The organism is Saliphagus infecundisoli (genome assembly GCF_020177375.1).
GTDB lineage: Archaea > Halobacteriota > Halobacteria > Halobacteriales > Natrialbaceae > Saliphagus > Saliphagus infecundisoli.
Window position 1 is genome coordinate 1 of sequence record NZ_JAIWHV010000035.1, and the last position, 20,009, is coordinate 20,009.

The 20,009-nt window shown below is 61.0% G+C and carries 22 protein-coding genes and 1 pseudogene; 9 read left to right on the forward strand and 14 right to left on the reverse strand.

Features of this window, described 5'->3' with window-relative positions:
- The 8 genes and pseudogenes from LCF40_RS20530 to LCF40_RS20565 form a co-directional block, all read right to left on the reverse strand.
- A partial coding sequence (locus LCF40_RS20530; RefSeq protein WP_224830019.1) for an alpha/beta fold hydrolase occupies positions 1-439 on the reverse strand: 439 nt, incomplete at its 3' end.
- 287 nt (positions 440-726) lie between these two features.
- Positions 727-1,305 (reverse strand): hypothetical protein, encoded by a 579-nt coding sequence (locus LCF40_RS20535; RefSeq protein ID WP_224830020.1) that lies wholly within the window; start codon positions 1,303-1,305, stop codon positions 727-729.
- Positions 1,306-1,307: 2 nt separating this feature from the next.
- Positions 1,308-1,700, reverse strand: coding sequence for a hypothetical protein (locus LCF40_RS20540; protein ID WP_224830021.1), 393 nt, complete (start codon positions 1,698-1,700; stop codon positions 1,308-1,310).
- A gap of 671 nt (positions 1,701-2,371) precedes the next feature.
- On the reverse strand, positions 2,372-2,566 hold the full coding sequence (locus LCF40_RS20545) for a cold-shock protein (protein WP_114577249.1): 195 nt from the start codon (positions 2,564-2,566) through the stop codon (positions 2,372-2,374).
- A 425-nt stretch (positions 2,567-2,991) separates the two neighbouring features.
- Positions 2,992-3,126 (reverse strand): annotated as a pseudogene (locus LCF40_RS23880) (NAD-dependent epimerase/dehydratase family protein); the annotation flags it as partial.
- Between the two features lie 9 nt (positions 3,127-3,135).
- Entirely contained in the window at positions 3,136-3,312 is a 177-nt protein-coding gene (locus tag LCF40_RS20555; RefSeq protein ID WP_224830022.1) for a hypothetical protein, read from the reverse strand.
- 625 nt (positions 3,313-3,937) lie between these two features.
- Positions 3,938-4,360: a toxin-antitoxin system TumE family protein gene (locus LCF40_RS20560; RefSeq protein WP_224830023.1), complete on the reverse strand. Its 423-nt coding sequence runs from the start codon at positions 4,358-4,360 to the stop codon at positions 3,938-3,940.
- Positions 4,361-4,888: a helix-turn-helix domain-containing protein gene (locus tag LCF40_RS20565; protein ID WP_224830024.1), complete on the reverse strand. Its 528-nt coding sequence runs from the start codon at positions 4,886-4,888 to the stop codon at positions 4,361-4,363.
- 321 nt (positions 4,889-5,209) lie between these two features.
- On the opposite strand from LCF40_RS20565, the gene LCF40_RS20570 reads away from it, so the two are divergent.
- From LCF40_RS20570 to LCF40_RS20600, 8 genes are all read left to right on the forward strand, one after another.
- Positions 5,210-6,238 carry an NAD(P)-dependent oxidoreductase gene (locus LCF40_RS20570; RefSeq protein ID WP_224830025.1) on the forward strand — a complete coding sequence of 343 codons (1,029 nt, stop codon included), beginning with the start codon at positions 5,210-5,212 and terminating at the stop codon, positions 6,236-6,238.
- Positions 6,239-6,271: 33 nt separating this feature from the next.
- A complete protein-coding gene (locus tag LCF40_RS23885; protein WP_380683429.1) occupies positions 6,272-6,904 on the forward strand; it encodes a Gfo/Idh/MocA family protein in 633 nt (210 codons plus the stop codon).
- An 8-nt stretch (positions 6,905-6,912) separates the two neighbouring features.
- A complete protein-coding gene (locus tag LCF40_RS20580; protein WP_224830026.1) occupies positions 6,913-7,422 on the forward strand; it encodes a universal stress protein in 510 nt (169 codons plus the stop codon).
- Positions 7,423-7,960: 538 nt separating this feature from the next.
- Positions 7,961-9,334: a hypothetical protein gene (locus tag LCF40_RS20585; protein WP_224830027.1), complete on the forward strand. Its 1,374-nt coding sequence runs from the start codon at positions 7,961-7,963 to the stop codon at positions 9,332-9,334.
- Positions 9,335-9,854: 520 nt separating this feature from the next.
- Positions 9,855-9,983, forward strand: a complete 129-nt coding sequence (locus LCF40_RS23365) for a hypothetical protein (protein ID WP_263623790.1) — start codon at positions 9,855-9,857, stop codon at positions 9,981-9,983.
- A 431-nt stretch (positions 9,984-10,414) separates the two neighbouring features.
- Positions 10,415-11,263, forward strand: coding sequence for a DUF8137 family protein (locus tag LCF40_RS20590; protein WP_224830028.1), 849 nt, complete (start codon positions 10,415-10,417; stop codon positions 11,261-11,263).
- Positions 11,260-12,234: a SprT-like domain-containing protein gene (locus LCF40_RS20595; RefSeq protein ID WP_224830029.1), complete on the forward strand. Its 975-nt coding sequence runs from the start codon at positions 11,260-11,262 to the stop codon at positions 12,232-12,234. Before LCF40_RS20590 ends, LCF40_RS20595 begins: the two co-directional genes overlap by 4 nt.
- A 373-nt stretch (positions 12,235-12,607) precedes the next feature.
- Entirely contained in the window at positions 12,608-13,597 is a 990-nt protein-coding gene (locus LCF40_RS20600; RefSeq protein ID WP_224830030.1) for a DUF8137 family protein, read from the forward strand.
- Positions 13,598-13,693: 96 nt separating this feature from the next.
- Here the strand turns inward: LCF40_RS20600 and LCF40_RS20605 are convergent, their stop codons facing one another.
- The 6 genes from LCF40_RS20605 to LCF40_RS20630 form a co-directional block, all read right to left on the reverse strand.
- On the reverse strand, positions 13,694-14,221 hold the full coding sequence (locus tag LCF40_RS20605; protein WP_224830031.1) for a DUF7342 family protein: 528 nt from the start codon (positions 14,219-14,221) through the stop codon (positions 13,694-13,696).
- Between the two features lie 177 nt (positions 14,222-14,398).
- Positions 14,399-14,803: an HVO_A0114 family putative DNA-binding protein gene (locus tag LCF40_RS20610; RefSeq protein ID WP_224830032.1), complete on the reverse strand. Its 405-nt coding sequence runs from the start codon at positions 14,801-14,803 to the stop codon at positions 14,399-14,401.
- 19 nt (positions 14,804-14,822) lie between these two features.
- Positions 14,823-15,128 (reverse strand): toxin-antitoxin system TumE family protein, encoded by a 306-nt coding sequence (locus LCF40_RS20615; RefSeq protein ID WP_224830033.1) that lies wholly within the window; start codon positions 15,126-15,128, stop codon positions 14,823-14,825.
- Between the two features lie 425 nt (positions 15,129-15,553).
- Positions 15,554-16,471, reverse strand: a complete 918-nt coding sequence (locus LCF40_RS20620) for an NAD-dependent epimerase/dehydratase family protein (protein ID WP_224830034.1) — start codon at positions 16,469-16,471, stop codon at positions 15,554-15,556.
- Between the two features lie 183 nt (positions 16,472-16,654).
- On the reverse strand, positions 16,655-16,822 hold the full coding sequence (locus LCF40_RS20625) for an HVO_A0556 family zinc finger protein (protein ID WP_224830035.1): 168 nt from the start codon (positions 16,820-16,822) through the stop codon (positions 16,655-16,657).
- Between the two features lie 533 nt (positions 16,823-17,355).
- Positions 17,356-18,336, reverse strand: a complete 981-nt coding sequence (locus tag LCF40_RS20630) for a nucleotidyltransferase family protein (RefSeq protein ID WP_224830036.1) — start codon at positions 18,334-18,336, stop codon at positions 17,356-17,358.
- Between the two features lie 366 nt (positions 18,337-18,702).
- Here LCF40_RS20630 and LCF40_RS20635 point away from each other — a divergent pair, with 366 nt between their 5' ends.
- The gene (locus LCF40_RS20635) at positions 18,703-19,647 is read left to right on the forward strand and encodes a MarR family transcriptional regulator (RefSeq protein ID WP_224830037.1); all 945 of its coding nucleotides are present in this window, start codon (positions 18,703-18,705) and stop codon (positions 19,645-19,647) included.
- The last annotated feature ends 362 nt before the right edge of the window (positions 19,648-20,009 follow it).

The window sequence follows — 20,009 nt, forward strand, 5'->3', positions numbered from 1 at the left end:
ATCTGTCCTCGATCAGGTCGTCGTTGACTCCCTCGAGTCGCCAGACGGGGTCTTCGAGGACGACGGCCCGCGGCCGGTCTGGTTGGCGGGCCGCGGCCGCCGTGACAGTGTCCGCACCCATCGAGTGCCCGAACAGGATCGGGTCGTCGAGCGCGAGCACGTCGAGTAGACCGAGCAGGTCCGCCGCCCGCTCGGGCGCGCCGTACTCCGCATCGGGGGCGTCGGAACGGCCGTGGCCGCGAGCGTCGTACAACACGACGTCGAAGTCGTCTCCGAGTTCACGGGCGAGGTCGAGCCGACAGTAGCCGTCGTCGGTGAAGCCGTGGGAGATGACGAACGGCGGACCCGACCCGCCGGTGCGACAGTAGTGGAGTTCGATGCCGTTCGCCTCGACGAATCCGCGTTCCCAGTGTTGGGGGAGCTGCGTCTGCTCACTCATCGAGGAGGACCTCGCAACCGGAGCAACAAATCAGTTCGGGGGCGTCTGGATCACTGCGCTTCGCGGACCGAGGGACATCTCTGGGATCGGTTGCCCGTCGTCCGCGTCCGTACTCGATTCCAGCCGAATTAATAAGGGATGAACATCAGGGTCAACAGTACTCTCTTGGGGTGTCTGATGTAGTCAGTCACACAGACAGACGCCCTTCCCGTATCTGGTTCACTGCGAACTGATGGACAGCGCTAGCGAGGCCGGTCATACGAACCTTAGCGCGGAAATCCACGACTTCAGTCGTGTGAAGGATGTCGATCGGTGAGATAGGTGGTTCGCAGTTGGTCGACGTACTGCCGATCCCACTGTTTCGTCTCGACGTAGTACGTCAGTGCAGTATCGACGTACTGGGGAGCAAAGAGTCCGCGATCGGCCAGTACGCACAGGATATGTGGGGTCGTGAACAAGATGTTTCGGTCATCGAGGGCCAAGGAGACGAAGAGATAGCTCGTTGTATTGAATTCGTCCGTGACGAACATCGCAGCGGACAGTTCGTTTGCAAGCCAAATTCCATGCGATTCACCCCGGTCAAGACCAAAGTCGAGCGGATCGTCAATTTTGGCACTGACGTCGTGCGTGGTCAGATGATGCGACGCTTGGAACACCAGATCCGCAGCTGCTGACAGTAGATCGTCGCTTCCCCGTGCCTCGCTTATTTCGCCAAGGACACTCGACGGGACGTGGACGTCGTATCCCGTGAGCACCGTTTTGAGTGGGTCTTCACCAGTCGGAGCCCGAGAGCGTCCGTCAACCACTGGTGTTGCAAGGTTGAGGAGAACGTTCGTATCGACGACGATAACGGCCCGTTCGCCCATCGCTATGCGCGTGACTCCGGATCGTCCGCTTCGTCCTGAGGAGTCCACTCGGGAACGTCACCGTCGTAAAATTCCGCTGGTGGTGGGAGCTCGCTCTCGATCTGCGGTTCGGGTGGATCGCGGTTCAACGACGCTCGCAAGAGTTTCATCCGCATCGCTTCTTCTGTCCCGAGGATCGATTCGACGGTCTCGAAGTCACTCTCTCCGGAATAGTACGCGTCGCTGATCATCCGCCGGAATCCGTCATCGGTGGCAAGTTCTTCAATTTCGTCCCGAAGCGCCTCAATGAGGAGTTGGGTCCGAGAGACATCGAGAAGCTCAGCGACCACGTCCGCTTGGTCGACCAGTGAAGCGGGAGCGTTGAAATCGACCCGGGTTTTCTCCTCTGACGTCATAATCATGTGTAGAGCCTACACATGGATAAGGCTGATGCTGGATCCCAGAATTCGCACAGACTCTCCTTAATTCGGTGGCCTTCCGGTGTCGAATGCTGCCTGCCGAATTACTGTTCGCTGGTAGATATTCTATTGGTTCACACGCATCGCTGCTCGCGAACGGTTCAGGAAAGCGAGCGGGCGATGGGGGAAGGGGATCAGCCCGCCCGAAAGTGGGCCTCTGACAGGCAGCACGACCCTCCGATCCGATGTGCCTTCAGATCGGGTCGTGCATTCGGAGAGACGATACTCGAGATCAATAGATGTGTGGGTTGCGTCTCATCAACGGTGTACTAGTCCCTGTATCCGGCTTCGAGCGTCATCAGCAGAATCGAACGTTTGGTCGTCGGTCGGGACGAGCACTTCATCAAGTGATTCGGATAACGATTTGGTCGCTCATCAGCGTCGGCCCCTTCGAGCAGACCAGGAAACTACCGTATCGGTGTTTCCTGGGCCGCTGTCAACGAACGTGAGTATCGTCTGTGGTGGAACCCAAGCGATATCGAACGCAGTTGCGCAGTGGGAGATGGTCCGCCTGTACTCCACAACACGACAAGGACTAACGGCTCATCGGTCGGCTCCACAGAAATGAATCGTCGATCAGTGTCGCTCGAGGCGACAGTGAACGCAGCTTAGTTGCGGACGACGTTCGTCGCGCGGGGGCCTTTGGGGGCCTGTTCGATGTCGAATTCGATCTCAGTTCCTTCCTCGAGGTCCGGACCGCCAACGTCTTCCATGTGGAAAAACACGTCGTCGTCCGCGTCGTCAGTCTCGATGAAACCGTAACCGCCTGTGTCGTTGAAGAAATCAACCTTACCGTTTGCCATTACGAACAAATGTATGGCCGACTCGCGGATAACCCTTCCGAGGGTCGTGGTACCGCGATCGCGAGCCGGCTGCGTTCCGATCCGAGCCGTTCGAAGCGGCCGAACAGCCGCCGACCGTCTGCTCGCGCCGAATACGCGCTAGCCCCTAGGCGGCTGATGGAATTTCCGTAGTCGGGCTCTCCACCCGAGGGGCCTTCGTCGCAGCCAGCGGCTCCGTCAGACGAACGGCAGCCATACGTCAGACGGAGCGTTTCGAGTGGAACCGGTGGAGAGTCCACTTCCAGTGGAACCGGTGGAGGCTCTCTCCAGGAGGGTGAGCGTGGCCCCGGTCGCGGCCGCGACGCTCAAGAACGTTCGTCGGCCGATACTGCCCCCGTCGAGGGCGCTCTCGTCGAGTTCCGTTGCCTCTTCGTAGGTATCGTCCTGTCCGCACAGGTATCGTGGACGTAGACGTCCTCGGGGATCGGATTTTCGACGTACTCGGGGCCGATGTCGGCGTTGAGCTGGTCGTTGAGTCGGTCGACGATCTCGTTGAAGCTGTAGGGGTCGCCCGTACCGATCATGTCCCGTCAGGACATTGCCTGTACAGCGTCGGAAACGTCATCACGCCTGAGATAGAGGACGACAAGCCCTGCGAGCAACAGGCCGATTCCCCACCAGAGCGAATCACCGGGCAGTGCATACAGAAGCAGGGTGACGATTCCTGACGAAAGAAGCGACCAGCCGATGGTTGTCTGACACGTCATACAGCCACTATCCGGTTCGATTGAATAGCCTGCCGGGTTGCCACGGCAAGCAAAATGATCGCTGCAAGAGAACTCTGGGGTGCGCCGGTGATTTCAGCCGCCATCCGCGCCCGTACTCGATTCCAGCCGATTTGGTAAGGGACGAAAGAGTGAAATCAATCCATGAGTGATGCTCTCATGGGGGAAGGGATGTACCAGACATGTCCGTTCTGTGACCGTGTGTTCGAGATCGGGGAATCCGACTACCGGCCGATGAAACATCACATCCGAGCGTTTCATATCGATTCGGACTCGGACTCGGATGAGGATGTCGTTGATCGGTCGTCACCGACGCCACCAGCCGCACCGCTCTAGGCTAATACCGCTTCAATAGTGAATCGCTAGATTCAGAGCCTACAGCGCCTCTAGTTCGCATCTAGCAGCTCAAGGCTGAAGCCGCACTAGTACTAGGGTCGTGGCTGTCCACTGCGTTCCGGTAGTCACTGGCCTGCTCGTCGACGGAGATCGGTGTCGACTGTGCCTGTGGGGCTCGTTTATTTCGCCTCATCGAATGGTCCTTGATTACTCTCACGGCAGGACTTATGCGGCTCACTCTTCATTCGTGTTACCGTGCCCGAGACGGCCGTCACGTCTCCGCCCACAGTGTTTCGATTCGCTCCGAGACGTAGGCGGTGACGATCGACCACACGTCGCGATAATCGCGTGGGAAGTCGGTCGCCGCGGCAGAGCCAGCGTCCGGGGGTGGATGAAAATGGGCTCGGCCGACGGCTTTCGGGTGTCGATCCCACCGACACTCCCACGGTGAGCCGTCCGCCCACCGTTCGGAGTAGTGGATCGAAAAATCGCCCCCAACGTACCATCGGACATCGAGCTGGGCTGACTGTACGTCGTCGGGGAACAGCGAGCGATCATAGGTGGCGACGACCGTTCGGATCCGATCGGACGTGGGCTCGAACGTGACCGTCTCGAATCGATCATCTCCCGTCAGTCGGTCGTGGATCGAACGACACACTTCCTCGTCCAGCGGTCCAGTCGTTGTCTCGTCCATTCAATCGGCGCGTCCCGTCTCACGAAACACGTCCCGGTCCTTGCGGGCACGTTCGATCCGCCGGATGTCACGACGAACCGTCTTCCATTCCCCGATCTCCTCCCAGGTCGTCTCGATCGATTCCTCTTCGAGTGCATCGACCTCGTGGGGCGTATCGACGCCGTACTGTTCCTGAAAGGCACGGTGTTCCGCGAGGAGCTCCCGAAGGGTGGTTTCGAGCTCGCTATCGGTGCGCTCCCGCCGGAGTTCGTTCGCGCGAGCCCACTCGATATAAGCGTTGTTTCGTTGATAGCGCTTCGGACGGCCGTCGATCGGTTCGACGATTCCCCGGTCGGCGAGCCACTCCAACTGCTCGCGTGCGCCATCCGGCGAGCAGCGTGCTCGCTCGGCGACCTCGGCGGCGCTTGCCGGCTCGTAGAGCTGGATCGCCGTCTCGTAGACCCGATCGCGCGTCGAGGCATCCCGGTCCCATCGCTGGCGCTCTGCCTCGACTGCGTCGGTGGTCTCGGGATGACCTGCAGGGCACATACGCTTCGATTCGGGACTCGTCGACATATATCTTTGCAGCACGATATATGCAGCCGTTCGTAACACAGTGCTCACGCTGACTGTTCGATCATCTAAGGGTGGATCTCAGTCGACAGCCCTCAAGGGAGGTCCAACAGTGCTGGCGTTTCTCTGGCGTCGGTCCGGCGGTATTTTGTTTAGAACTCGTCCCGGCGTGAGAGGGGCCCTTAGATGCCAGGACTGGTAGGGGGTCTGGGACTCGTCTCCCTTCGGTCTCCGATCGGGGCGGAGCCAGACCACCTCTGCCGATATGGTTTTGTCCCGATCGCGCGATCCCCCGCCATGCGCAGCCTCGTCGTCGTTCATCCCACCTTCGAGGGAGTCTGGCCGTTCGCCGCGGAGGAACTGCACCGACTCTGGGCCGAGAAGAGCCCAACCGAATACGTTGACCTCGAACCGGGTGACGACCGGCGGCTCGGCGAAATCGTCGACGACCCCAAGGGGGTAACCCGGCTGGGAAGTTTCGGCGTTCCCGTCACCGGGGCCTGCCTCGATGTGTTCGAGGACCTGCGGGAGGCCACGGTGCTGACGGACAACGCATACGCGCCGGATCCGGACGTCGTTTCGATGGTCGAGTCTCGAGGTGTGACCCACCGCTGGCACGGGAGCGAAGGGTTCTGGGCGCCGTCGGTCGCCGAACACGCGCTCGGGCTCACGATCGCGGCCCTGCGGCAAATCCCCCAGAAACACGCCTCGGTCACCAAGTCCCACGACGACTGGGACCGGGAGGAGTGGGCGAGCGAGGAGCCAGGGATGGGCGGCTACCAGTACGTTGGTGAGCCGCCGGACCACGTCCACGGGACGATCGCCGGCAAGCGTGTTCGGGTCGTCGGCGTCGGCAACATCGGATCCCGGTACGCCGACGTGACCTCGTCGCTGGGTGCGAACGTCGCCGCGTATGACCCATACGCGGACGAGCCGTGCTTCCACCGAGCGGGCACCGACCGCGTCCACTCGCTCGATGACCTCGTCTCCGACGCCGATATCTTCGCGCCGATGGTCCCCAAAACGGACGAGACCGAGGGGCTGATCGACGCTCATCTGGTTGACGCCCTCCCCGAGGGTGCGCTCGTCGTGCTCGCCACGCGGGCGGGGATCGTCGACGGCGACGCGCTCCGCCGACGCGTGCTCGCGGACGACCTCGCGCTCGCGGCGGACGTGTTCGACGGGCTCGCCGGCGAACCGATCCCGCTGGACGACCCACTGGTCGGCCGCGAGAACGTCGTCCACACGCCCCACGTCGCCGGTCGAACCCGTCATGCGAACCGGCGCTGGGCCGAGATGCTCGCCGAGCGATACGGAACTGGATGACATCCTCCTCGCCGTAACCGGCGAGGGTTCCCCATTCGCGCTCGGGATCGAACCGACCATTGCACCTTCCAAAACGCTGCGTGGGGCCCAGTTCATGAGAAGACGAAGGATCTGCTCGATCAGGATATCGTCGGCAAGGTCCACCACGTCCGGAGTCGCTTCAGTCCTCCCGGTCCAGGGGGGTGGTCGCCCCGGTCGACGTGGTTCACCGACGCCGAGGCTTCGGGCGGCGGCGCGCTCATCGATATCGGCATCCACAACGCCGATCTGACCAACCATCTCTTCGGCGACGTGACCGAACTGATGGGGTACAGCGATACCCTCTCGATGGACACGGAGGTCGAGGACACTGCCGTCGCCGTGCTCCGCTTCGAGGACGGTACCTTGGGAACGTTCGAAACCGCCTGGCGGACGACCCCGAATCGATCACGATGCAGATCCTCGGCGAGGAGAGCGTCGTCTACAGGCGGAGCAAGCCGAGTGCCTCGGGGCTTGACCCCGAGGCTCTCCCGCAGTGTCTTTGTAGAACTCGTCACAAAGAGTATTTCGAGTTATTTCCAGGCGACTATAGTGCCACATATAGATGCACGAGTAATACGGCGGCCAGTTTCGATTGAAAACTACATTATTTTTCAAGGCATACAGTTATGCCAGTGCTCAAGGTAGGCGTTGACATGTATCATGTGTTAGTGCCAATTGACACGAACGAAGACCGCGCACTGTCACAGGCTCGAGCGGCTGCAGCGTTACATCGTGAGGGAAGCGAAATTCAAGCTACCTTGCTTCACGTCTTTGATGATCGTGACAGGGCGGAAACGACGTCGGTAACCCAACTCGAGGTCGGAAATCGAGTTGCCAACTATCTTTCCGATCAAGGGGTTTCTGTCCACACTGAAAGCAGATACGGCGATCCAGCCTCAGAAATCGTCGAAGCGGCAGACGAACTCAACGCGGACAATATCATTCTGGGTGGCCGTAAACGCTCGAAGCTTGGCTCGCTCATTTTTGGCAGCGTCAGCCAAACCGTGACACTCGAGGCTAACCATCCCGTCACCATAACGGGAGATACAGTTAAAGCGGACCCAACCTATATTTGTGAGACCTGTGGCAAGAAATACTATACGGAAAGTGAAATCACTACGTGTAATTCTTGTGGGGGAGTCAAAATCGAGAAGGTCAGATAAGAAGATAGAGTGAACTACCCCACCCTACTCGGTAAAAATCCATACACTAATCAATACTGGACGTGCCGTAGAAGGCGCCACCATCCGCCTTTGGTCGCCGGTCACAACGTGTGTGCCTTCGCGTTCGCATCTGCAGTGAACATCGTATGCATTTCAATTCCAGCAGGTTCCTGACCGAATCTCGTGCTCGATACAGGGCGGTGGTTTAGCTACTGAGAGAGGGTGACTCCATGGCATACTTCACGCTTCAGGTATTTCAGCGGGATTCTCATGGAATCACCCTCGCTACCTACCAAATATCTGTTTCGCTGCGATTCATACTCTCCAAACGATAGAAGATTCTCTTAGCCACTGGAGCTCCTCAGGGTCCAGAACGACCGAGAGAGGATGAGTCACGGAACCAAAGTCTCCAAACGATGATTTTATTATACTCAAATATCGTTGATGGTACTGCAATATATCGAGACTTTCTCCGAGATAATCGATACAATACTACTAGACACTTACCTTTTCGTACGGAGACGCCAGTTGTCACTCGATGTCAGGAGACAATACGCGATCACCGAGCAGTGATGCCTCACACAGTCGGCGGACGCTACTCGGCTCCCTCACGGGACTTGGCACGGGCGCGCTGTTTGCGGGCACCCAAGGTGCGAACGCCCAAAGCGGCCGGCGTCCCTTTGCACCGGCGGACTACGACCACAGCGGGGAACGAGGAGGAACGAACCGGCTTGGTGAAGCTAAGCCAGTCGACTCGCTCATCGTCGACCGGCTTTCGGCAGCACAGCAAAACCGAGTCGTGTACGTCTCGGAGCTCCCAAGCGTCTCTGGTGCCGGCACGCCGGACGATCCGTATATCTCGCCGTCCGGAACGGCGGGAATGCGCGAGGCGTTCGACCGATTGAACGACCTCGGCGGCGGTGTGGTCTATTATCCGAGCGGGTTCTACGGTGACGGGACCACGTCGTGGGAGATCGATCTCGCGGAGTACGAGAGCCTTCGCAACAACTGGGCGATATACGGTGATGGGCTCGAATCGTCGCGCATTCGTGCCGGCAGTGACGATGGGGCCGGGATCCAGATCCGGGATTCAGATGGCACCGACATGTTCTACATCGAGATCGTCGGTGTCCGGTTCGAGGGCGACAATGACGGGTACACGTTCGTCTGGGGCTCCGAGGACCTTCGCGATCCGTACAATAGCTGTTTCACTCGGTTTGCGACTGCGAACGACAATCCGGACGGAGACGGCGCCTGCCAGATCAATTTCGCGCTCAATACCTATCACTACGGCGTCCACAACTCGGCGGGTGGTACCGGGCTCGAGCTCCGGCGGGTCCAGTTTTCGGGTCTCGAAGGGAGCTTCAGCTCCGGCGAGAACGAGGGTGACGTCGCGCTCAACGTCGAGGAGTACTCCTTCGGGAACCTGTTTTCGTATCTCAATATCGAAGCCACCTACGACGGCATTCACATCGAGGATGCCCGAGCCATCGGGAACGTCTTCCAGAACGCCTACTTCGCGAACGTTTTCGGGACCGCGTTCACTCAGCAGATCGACAACGAGGACGAGCGGTTTCCCGACGTCTCTGATCAGGGGACGTACTTCCACAACCCGTTCGTGGCTGGGGCCGTCGAACGAATCGCCGAGATCGACGACAGCGCGGTGTACGTTGACGGCTCGACGCGACGGTGGCCATCGACGACCGTCCAGACGTACCAGGGTGATCGCTACGGCGGTGGGTTAAACGACCTCACTCACGTCGATTTCGAGCCCCAGAGTGAGCCCCCAGAGGGCACGCTCGGGCGGATCGTCCTTGCCGATGGGGATGGCTGGGATCCAACCGGTGATGGCGATCCCGCGCTCGTCGTCTCGACGGGCGAGGAGTGGACCGTCCTCCAGGCGCTCGCCTGAGTGCGATTCTAACAGTAGGACAGGCTCGTCGTTAGGAACGACGACGCACACGGCTCGCCACACGCGGTTCAAGCGGGATGGTTTCAGCTTCCGTCCGAGTCCGTACTCGATTCCAGCCGAATTCGTAAGGGACGAAAGAGTGAAACGAATCCATGAAATACATCCTCATGGGGAAGGATGTACCAGACGTGTCCATTCTGTGACCGTGTGTTCGAGATTGGGGAATCCGACTACCGGCCGATGAAACACCACATCCGGGCGTTCCATACCGATTCGGATGAGGGTGTGGCCGCTGACCCGTCGTCAGTGACGCCACCAGCCGCGCCGCTCTAGGCTAGTCCTCGGTTCGTGACTGTCCGATCGCGTTCCGTGTCACTAGCCTGTCCGTCGTAGACGGAGATCGGCGTACTGTGTCTCTGTGCGGCTCGTTTTGTAGATCATCGAATGGTCCTCGATCGGTCCCACAGCAGGACTTATGCGCTCGACCGTTCATTCGTGTCACAGGAGGGGGATCCAGGGGATGAGCGATACCACGGTCGAGGGGTACTGCAATCGGTGCCAGGCCGAGCGCCCGATATACAAGACCGTCAGTTGGCAGGACGACGTCTGTGCGACCTGTGGGAGTTCGGACATCGAACTCGACGAGTAGGTTCGCGTGGACGGCCACGCCTGTGCCATCTCGAGAGCGGTGCGGTTGTGAGTGGCTTGCGACATCCGACACTGATGGCGGCTTGGAGGGATCATACCCTCACTAGTGTGCTCTCTAGGTGGACATCGAGGCGAAGATGGTCGGAATAGTTATGGTTATCGCGGGTGAGGATAGCATGCACGGTCTTTCCCCCACCATGTCGACCGTGCCAGGGGTGCGTTCCGGACGAGCGGGCGATCCGGGACGTAGTCCTGTTTTCCGTGACAGCCGCTTGTCGGCGTGTCGACCTTGTGTCTTACTGGGATTCGGTTTCGAGTGCCGCGTAGATATCCGCGTGACGGCGTCCGCCGACTCCCCCATCTCAAGGAGGATTTTTTCGATGCCACGGAGTGCCAAGCATCTTCACATGGGTGCAGTCGATAGCATACGCCATGCCTCGCGACAGTACACCCCTGACCCGCGCGCTCGATGACGCGACTCGTGGCAACCAGCATGACGTGTACGGGGTGCTCGCGGCCTGGGACCAATCGATCGAAACCGCACTCGAACGTGGCGGGGGGACTCGATTTCGGGAGGTGATGCGCCAGTATCTCGACGAGGTGATCGACCTCGTCGACGCTGCTGTGGCGACCGAGGCCGAGGGGATCGACTGGGAGTGTCTTCAGGAGTGTGTCGATACATATCCGCCCGGCGTCGGCGATCATCACTGCTCGTCGGTCGTAGCCAATGTCGTCGCCCGTTGTGTGATCCGGACGCGCGTTCGCGACGGTGCCGACGCGATCCCGACGTGGGCGCTTGAATACCTCGCCGACGTCACGATGGACGACGACGGGGAGTGGGCCTGGGAGTCAACCGGCGCGTTCGGTTGGGCGGTCGGTCATTCGGAGGTCGCAGTCCTGGATCGAACACTCGAACGCGCCGAAAGCGGCGACGAGTCGTGGGTCATGGGCGTGTTGAAACACGTCACGTTCGCCGATCCCGATGCCGGCGTCGACCTTCTGGATCGACTCCTCCAGTCGCCGGACGTCGTCGAGGACCTCCTGTTCGTTGATCGTCTGGGACCGGTCGAAGAGACGGGCTTCCCCGAGTTCCCACAGTTCTGGGACCCAGAGACTGAACTCGAATACGACGTTGACCTCTCCGATGACGTCTACGAACGCCTCCTCGCCGTCGTCGGCGACTCCATCCATCCCGACCGGCTTCGGCGCTTCGACGACTCCTACCGGATCGACCTCCGCCGAGCCGCAGACGACTACGGTCCCGCCGGCGAGGACGCATGACCGGGTACGACTCGCTTGCCCGCGAAGAGATCGAGGCCACGATCACCCGGGCCGGGTTCGAACAGTTGTATCCCGAAGCGGTCAGCGTTGAGATCACGGACTCGTTCGGTCGGAAACTCGGCGAGTGTCGTGCGGTCGCATCGTCGGACGGCGAACCGACGGGGGACTACGAGATCCGCATTGCCCGCCGCTTGTTCGAGGGCGACGACGACGATACGTGGCGGGACACGGTTCGCCACGAGGTCGCCCACGCGTACGTTCTCGACACGGTCGGCTCCCACGCACAACCACACGGCGACGAGTGGAAAGCGGCGGCGCGACGAGCGGGTGCGGATCCGGTCGCCCGCTGCGAGGGCGACGAAACCGTCGACGCGACGTACGTCCTCGCGTGCCCGAACGGCTGTTTCGAACGCGGGTACCTGCAACGCACCGATCGAGTCAAACAGCCATGGCAGTACACCTGCGATGGGTGTGGGACACAGCCGATCAGCTATGACGTCGGTGAGCGACCAGTCGACCCCGATCCGGGAACCTGTTACATGGCGAGCCTCCCGTGGCGAACCCGGAGCGATCGGGACGATGGCGACGACCGGCACAGTTCCGCTCGATACCTGCTTGCCTGTTCGAACGGCTGTACAACCTGGCCGTATCAGCGCCGCACGAAACGGATCAAGAACCCGTGGCTGTATAGCTGCCCCGAGTGTGAAGAGACGCTCCTCAGTTGCGATATCGACGACCACCCGATCGACCTCGCCCCCGGACGCTGTCACGTGGCGAGCATCCCCTGGCAGGAACCACGACTCGTCCATGCCTGCCCGAACGGCTGTTTCAGCGTGGGACACGGGCAACACACCGACGAGAGCAGGCACCCAGAGCGGTACCGGTGTGAGGAGTGTGGTACACAAACCGTCGTCTATCCGGCTGACGACCGACCCGAATCCCTCGATCCGGGAACGAACTACGTTGACTGATATCGAGCGATTGCTCGATGACCCAGCGTCCTGGACTTTACCCTGAACTGCGAGATGCGATCGAAAGAGACTCGTGTGGGTTTCATTGCGAATGAGACCGGCACGTTCTCTACAGAGGTTGAAACTTCGGTGTGGTTGAGCTTTTTATTGAGAATGAGACAGCCACGCTCTCGAAACAGATCGAATCTTGAGTGTGAATAACCGGCCCGTAGTACGTGTCTCATTAGTGGCTGGAAACGCCAAGGACAGTCGCCCCATCGGGTGTGTCTCATTGGTGGCTGGAAACGCCACTCGAATCTATCGAAAACAGTCCCGACAGCAAACAGGCCCAGAACAAAGATATGTGTCGTCCCCGTCCGCTCTCACACGAACGATGCCCCACGAGTGTGATGCCTGCGGTGAGACGTTTTCGACGCTGAGCCGCCTTCGCCTGCACGACTGCCCGGCAGCGGAGCCTACAAGCCAGAATTCCCTCTCTTCGTTCGGCGGGTTCCTCGATTCGATTTCGGACGCGCTCGAAGCCGACATGCAGCAAAACATACAACAGCGTGAGAAACGGGGACTCGACGCCGCGAGCGAGACATTGAAAACGACCCTTGAGTCGGTCGCCCAGGGAGACGACGACGCCGCGGTCGGATTGATTGCCCAGTACGAACGAGAACTCCGGGAGTACTACGACGCCGAGGACTACGACACGTATCGTGGACTCCTCTGGGCGTTTTACGAACCGATCACGGAAGCCCTCGACGAGATCGCCACCCGCGAGGGCTGGGACTTCCTGGCGGATCTGGTCGATGCCTATCCACGCGAGAGCAACACGGATGAACCCTATTCGAGTCCGGTGATCGAGAACGTCGTCGGGCGACACGTCATCCGGAGACGGCTGGGCGACGGCGTCGAGGCGATCCCGGTCGAGGCACTCGCGTATCTCGGCTCGTTCTGGGAGTCGATGGGCGACGTCAGTGGTGAAGAGTCGTTCGCGTACGGCTGGGGGATCGGCCATCCTGACCACTCGGTCGCGGATCGCCTCCACGACGTCGCCACTGAAGAACTGTTCTGGGTGCGAGGGGTGCTCCCGCACGCGTTTTATGCCGATCAGTATGCCGCGGCCGACCTGCTCGAGGCCTTGCTCACCGCGGATCGCATCGACTACGAGGATCGATATCTACTGGCGTCTGCTCTCTGCGACCTCGAACAGGGGTACGTAACGCAAACCCCCCGCTACTGGAATCTTCACGAGGAACTGGACTACCGGTTCGAGTGGGACGAGTCGGTGAGAGAGCGGCTGCGAGACACGATCGAGGACGAGGGATTTCACCGGCGCCTTCCCGAGGACTGGACGTTCTCGGATATGGAGATCTGAGCGGTATCGAGGAGGAACTCGACGGGGCTCGGCCGGAGGTGCTCCAACCGGTTCTGGCTCGGGAGTTGGCAGCTGATCCCGATCTCGAACGGCGGGTCAATCCGCGCGTCCCGTCTCACGAACCACGTCCCGGTCCTTGCGGGCACGTTCGATCCGCCGGATGTCACGACGAATCGTCTTCCATTCCCCGATCTCCTCCCAGGCCGTCTCGATCGATTCCTCTTCGAGTGCATCGACCTCGTAGGGCGCATCAACGCCGTACTGTTCCTGAAAGGCATGGTGTTCCGCGAGGAGCTCCCGAAGGGTGGTTTCGAGCTCGCTATCGGTGCGCTCTCGCCGGAGCTCGTTCGCGCGAGCCCACTCGACGTAGGCGTTGTTTCGCTGATAGCGCTTCGGACGGCCGTCGATCGGTTCGACGATTCCCCGATCGTCGAGCCACTCCAACTGCTCGCGTGCCCCATCCGGCGAGCAGCGTGCTCGCTCGGCGACCTCGGCGGCGGTCGCCGGCTCGTAGAACTGGATCGCGGTCTCGTAGACCCGATCGCGCGTCGAGGCATCCCGATCCCATCGCTGGCGTTCCGCCTCGACTGCGTCGGTGGTATCGGGATGACTTGCAGGGGGCATACGCTTCGATTCGGCCCTCGTCGAGATATATCTGTGTAGCACGACATATGCAGTCGGTCGTACCACGATGTTCGCACCGAGCCATCCGGGTTTGATTCCCGTCGACGACCCTCGTAGGGGTACGCTCCAGCAGTGGCGACGTCTGTCGGCGGGGGCAGTTGCTAGTCGGATGTTCGTTTAGGAGTGTGCTGTGTCAGCGTTTCCACCCGGGCCAGCAAAAGGAAGGTCGATTTCGAGACCGTCGTAGGCCAGTTGTGGTTTCTTTGCCTGGCCAGCGCCGCCCCCGTCGAAGTCGATGATGCCGATGTCCTCGAGTTCGGAGAGGTTCCGATGGACCTGTTTGTAATCACGATCGACGACCTCGGCAGCGTCGCGAATGCTTGCAGGCTCGTGTTCGGTAATCGCTTCGAGGAGCTCGAGATTTGTCGGGCTGAGGAGCCGGCTCAGTTCCGCGTACGACCCGACGTTCAACACGGGTTGTACGTCGTCGAGGGCCGCCCCCTCTTGGGCGGCACTGATCCGCTGGCGTGTCCGCTGATCGAGGCGCGTCCGTTCGCCGACTGTGATTTTGAGTGTTGGCATGGGTGACCTCTTGGGAGTGTTACGTCGACCAGTTCGATGAAACGGGTGTCTGCTCGTCTACTTCCCGTTTGAACCGCTCGTAGAGCGCCAGCATCCCCGGGAAGTCGATGACTTCGACGGTCGTCCCGGTGTGGCGCTCGTGGCCCTTCGTTCGTTCGTGGGCGTTGTCGTACCGAAGGACGGTGTCGCCGCCGATTTCCCCGACGTGGAGGCTGTAATCCCACCCGCTCGGGTACTTGTCGTCCTCGGTCTGGCGGATGGTAACGCTCACGACGTAGCCCTCTTGGACGTCCTGCCAATCCTCGACCGTCGTATAGGCGGCCATCCGTCGTCTGCCGGTAGTACCTCTATCCGAATAAATCTATGGAGTTCACCACATATGGTTGGATTCGATGTCTCAGCAGGTGTCTATTGCCGTAGACCTATGCCACTCAGTTCTTCCACTCGCGTTCGTTGGCGTCAGTGAACCTGTGGTACGTGCTCTCGCCACCTGTCGACGGAGTCCATGATCGACCGTCGCGGCCCAGCCGAGCGTCGGTCGAGTCTCGAAAGCCACCCAGTTGCCCGCGATGGTGACCAGGAACTGGTTGTCCGCCCAGGGGGAGGTAGCGTCTGTGCCCTCGCGGATTCGCCCAGTGGCCAGCCTCCGATCCGGCCATCGGACGGACGCCGCACGGGTCCGTTCGATGAGAGACTCATGGATGTCGTCGGCGAGCATCTTCGATACGAGTGCCGAGAACTCGGTCTCAGCTACGTATACGGTCGACAGACGCGTTCGAGGCCCTCTTCGAGGTCGATCTGGGGTTTCCAGCCGGCCTCGTCACGGATTTTGGTGATATCGGCACAGGTGTCGTGGACGTAGACGTCCTCGGGGATCGGATTCTCGACGTACTCGGGCTCGATGTCGGCGTCGAGGTGGTCGTTGAGCCGGTCAACGATCTCGTTGAAGCTGTAGGGCTCTTCGGTGCCGAGGTTGTAGACGTCGGTGAGTCGGTTGTCGGCGGCGGCCTCGAGCCCGCGGACGATGTCGTCGACGTGGGTAAAGTCTCTTGTTTGGGTGCCGTCGCCGTACAGTTCGGGCGAACGGCCGTGAGCGATGTCGTCGGCGAACTGGGCGATGACGTTGGCGTATTCGCCCTTGTGGCCTTCGGCGCCGTCGTAGCCCTGATACACCGAAAAGAAGCGCATGCCGGCGGTGGCGATGTCGTAGTGGTTGTGGAAGTACTCAGCATAGCGCTCGCGACCGAGCTTCGACGCCTCGTAGCCCGTGTTCACGGCGACGGGCATCTCCTCGGGGGAGGGCTCGGTGCGACTGCCGTAAATCGAGGACGTCGAGGCGTAGACGACGGTGTCACAGCCGTCCTGTCGGGCCTGGTCGACGGTGTTGACGAACCCTTCGACGTTGACGCGAGCCCCCCGCGTGGGATCCTCCTCGTGCATCGCATACGAGGAGAGCGCGGCGAGGTGAAAGACCACGTCGACATCGGTGGGAAGATCGTCCTCGAGGACGCCCACCGGACGGTAGTCGACGGCGTCGGTGAGGTTCTCGGGGGTGCCCAGATATTCGTCGTCGATCGCGATGACGTCGTTGTCGCTTGCGAGGTGGGTCGCGAGGTTCGAGCCGATGAAGCCCGCCCCGCCCGTGACGAGCACACGTTGGTTCTGCATACCCGGTGGCTATTCAGCGACCGTGATAATTCCCGTTGGTTCCAGGTTCTGGCGTGTCTCGAGTACGGTCGCTCGGTCCGAATCGGACCGACCGCTGGAGTTCACAGAGGACGGACAGTCGAGGCTACATGGATACACGACACGGGAACCCAGGAGAACCGGATCTGTGGTCCCGGCGGCTCCTCACAGGCTCCGCGCACCGGGAACGCCACACGCCTCGCAGACGACGGCGTCGTCGCCCTTGTAGACGTCGCGTGTGAGCGTCCCCGAGTCACAGTGGGTACAGTCGTCGCCCTCGAGGGCAGCGAGCACTGGCTCTAGCTCGGGTGACTCTTCATCGAGTTGTTGCATCTTGGTTTCCAACCCGTCTGCTATAGACATAAGCATTGGGGACTGAACTGCTGATATTGAAGGACACACCGCTCTCAGTACGAGAATATGCGATTTTGGAGTGCTATATCGTTCTCTCGATTCGTCTCTCGCCGTCAGTCGAGACCCTGCCTTGACGAGGGGTCTCTCGTGACGGGCCGAATGCCACAAGACCATCTCGTTCGTAATCACCCTTCTTGTGCCGGCTAGGGGCGGGTGCCTTGTGGCCTCCGTTCTGTCGCCTCTAGTCGCATCCCTAGTTCGAACTAAGCAGTAGAGATTTATTTCAGCATACTCGATACAGCCCTGCACGGTCGCGTTCAGTGGTTGTGCGCCCCCGGGACCGTGTGAAAGACCGGGGTGTTCCCCCACCACGTTCGCCCCGGTTCTTTCGATGGACAGTCCCAACGGGTCACATACTTGTCCCTTACGCTGTCGATCACTGGCTGGTACGGGAGACAGAGCCCCTGCTGTGGTCGCTCAGTACAGTTCGTTCGTGAGAGTCCGGCGCTTCGTCAACGATCGATCGACGCGCCATCGACGGTCTGTTCCGGGCCGATCAGCGCCGAGTCGACGTCCATCTCGTGGACCTCGGCACCAGTATCGACGATCGACGCCGTGAGCGTACACCCCGAGACGGTGGCGTCTGGGAAGACGACGCTCTCCCGGACGGTCGCGTCCGCGATGTGAGCGCCGTCCATGACGTAGGCGTTCGCACCGATCGTGGCGTCGTCGATCGTCGCTCCGGAATGGACGTAGCTCTCGCCCTCGAGACGCCAGGCGACCGCCTCGAGGTAGCTCTCGGGGGTGCCGATGTCGAACCAGGCGCCGTCGAACGTGAAGGCGTCGACGCGGTCGCGCTCGACGAGCCACTGGACGAACCAGCCCGGTTCGTCGGGGTTGTTCTCGCCCGCGAGGTAGGTGTCGAGGGAGGCGAGATCGCTTGCGCGAAAGCCATAGCAGGCGACCGAGACGAGCGTGCTCGGCGGGTCGTCGGGTTTCTCCTGGAAGTTGCGGATCTCGTGGTCGTCGCCGACGTCGAGAACGCCATACGAGGTGGCACGCTCGGTACTGGCGACGTCGTAGGCCGCGAGGATCGGGCGGTGGCGGTCCTCGAAGTAGTCGATGAAGTCGCTCATCTCGAAGCTGATGAGGTTGTCGCCCGCGACGATGATCGTATCGTCCTCGAGACCCTCGCGCTCGACGAGCTGGGCGAGGGCGCCGATGACGCCGAACTTCTCGTCTTCGTCACTCGTATCCTCGATCGAGAGTTCGGGCTTGTCGTAGTCCTCTCGATGGAGGTGGGCCTCGAAGGCGTCGGCGAAGCGCTCGTTCGTCGAGATGTAGACCGTCTCGATCCGGTCGTCGGCCTCGAGGTCCGTGAGGACGTCGTCGATGACGGTGGTGTCGCCGACCGGAAGGAACATCTTGGGCCGGTCGACGGTGATCGGCCAGAGTCGCGTGGCGTAGCCCCCTGCGAGGACGATGGCGTCCATACAGTCCCGTTCAGGTCAGGCTTCAAAACAGTTCATATATGACAGTATTTGGAACGATCGCTAGTGGGTCCCGTGACGTGTGATGGATCGGGGAAGGGTCGTCACCTGTGGGCACGACAGTGCTGTGTGATCACCATAGTGATCGACGAGGACTAGGGTTCTCGCACGCTCCGAGCGCGTCCCCGGCGAGCATCTCGACGAGTACGAGGGGGCTGAGGCAGGGATCAGTGTACATACTCTTTATATTATATAGACTGACTTTCTGGATATGGCCAATGGTTCTATTAGCGTGCATGAGATGACCTGACGCGAGGACGCTGGTGGTGCGTGCCGTTCAGCCGGTCGAGGGGACCATGTGGGGGAGCTATGAGTAATCGAGGACACACGACAGCGGACCAAAGACGGACGCCGAGTACCGAGAGCCCACGAGCGATCGTTCACAAACAGATCCTGGATGTCGCTGCGTCGCGGCCGGAGGCGGCGATGGAGGCCATCGCCGACGAAGTGAGCGGGGCGACCACCGCACTCGTCGAGCAGGTGCTCGAGGAGTACGGCGATCCGGCGGAGACGGCCACCGAGGAGACTGGCGGTGGGTCGCCCGATCAGGACGACGACGAGCCCGAAGCCGATGAAGACGCCGGAGTGGGGAGCGAGGGTAACGACGCGCAGGCCGTGGTAGCGAGCGACGGCGGGCCCGCTACGGGGGCGGACGGTGAGCCTACGGGGACGACTGATGAGCCCGTGAGCCCGGATCCCGAGGCGTTCACCGAGACACAACTGACGACGCTGCGGGCGATCCACGCCCAGCCGGAGGCGACCCAGGCGGAGCTGGCCGCCGAGTTCGACGTCACGAGCGCCTCGATCAGCCAACGGGTCGCCTCGATCGAGGGGCTCGACTGGCCGGATCGGCAGGCGTTCACCGAGACGGTGTTCGGGGCGCCCGCTGGGGGTAGTGAGGGGGCGGTGGCGGCCGAACCCGACGGTGGTACGGCGACCGGGGTCGAGGGGGCCGGGACCGGTGGCGGGGATGCGGTGGAGGCGGTCGGAGACGAATCGGGTGGGACTCCCAGTGAATCCGGTGACGAGGCCACGGTTCAGGAAGCACCCGCTCTTGCCGACCAGCTCGACGTGCTCTCCGCCCGGGTTGACCGGCTCGACCAACAGTTCGAGGACCGGTCGGCGAGCGGTGGCGTGGCTCTCGACCCCGATTTGGTTCACAAGGTCGCCCACGCCTGTCTGCAGTCGGAGGCGATCTCCGAGGACGAGGAGTTGCGAATTTTGGAGGGGTTACTTGGTCGGACTAAGGCTTAGCGTCGGCTCTCGCGTTTCCTGTGTGGCAGATCATAGCGCTACTGCGCTCACCGTACAGGACGTGGCGGATCGGTGCAGCGCCTCACTCCAATCGCGGGAGTGGTGACTTCTTCTCCTACTGGTGGTGCTACGTCCCGTCAGGACATCGCCTGTACAGCGTCAGAAACGTCATCACGCCTGATATAGAGAATGCCGAGCCCCGCGAGTAATAGGCCTACTCCCCACCAGAGCGAATCACCGGGCAGTACATACAGAATCAGCGTGACGATTCCTGACGAAAGAAGCGACCAGCCTACTGTGGTTTGGTACGTCATACAGCAATTATCTGTTTCGATGGAATAGCCTGCCGGGTTGCCACGGCA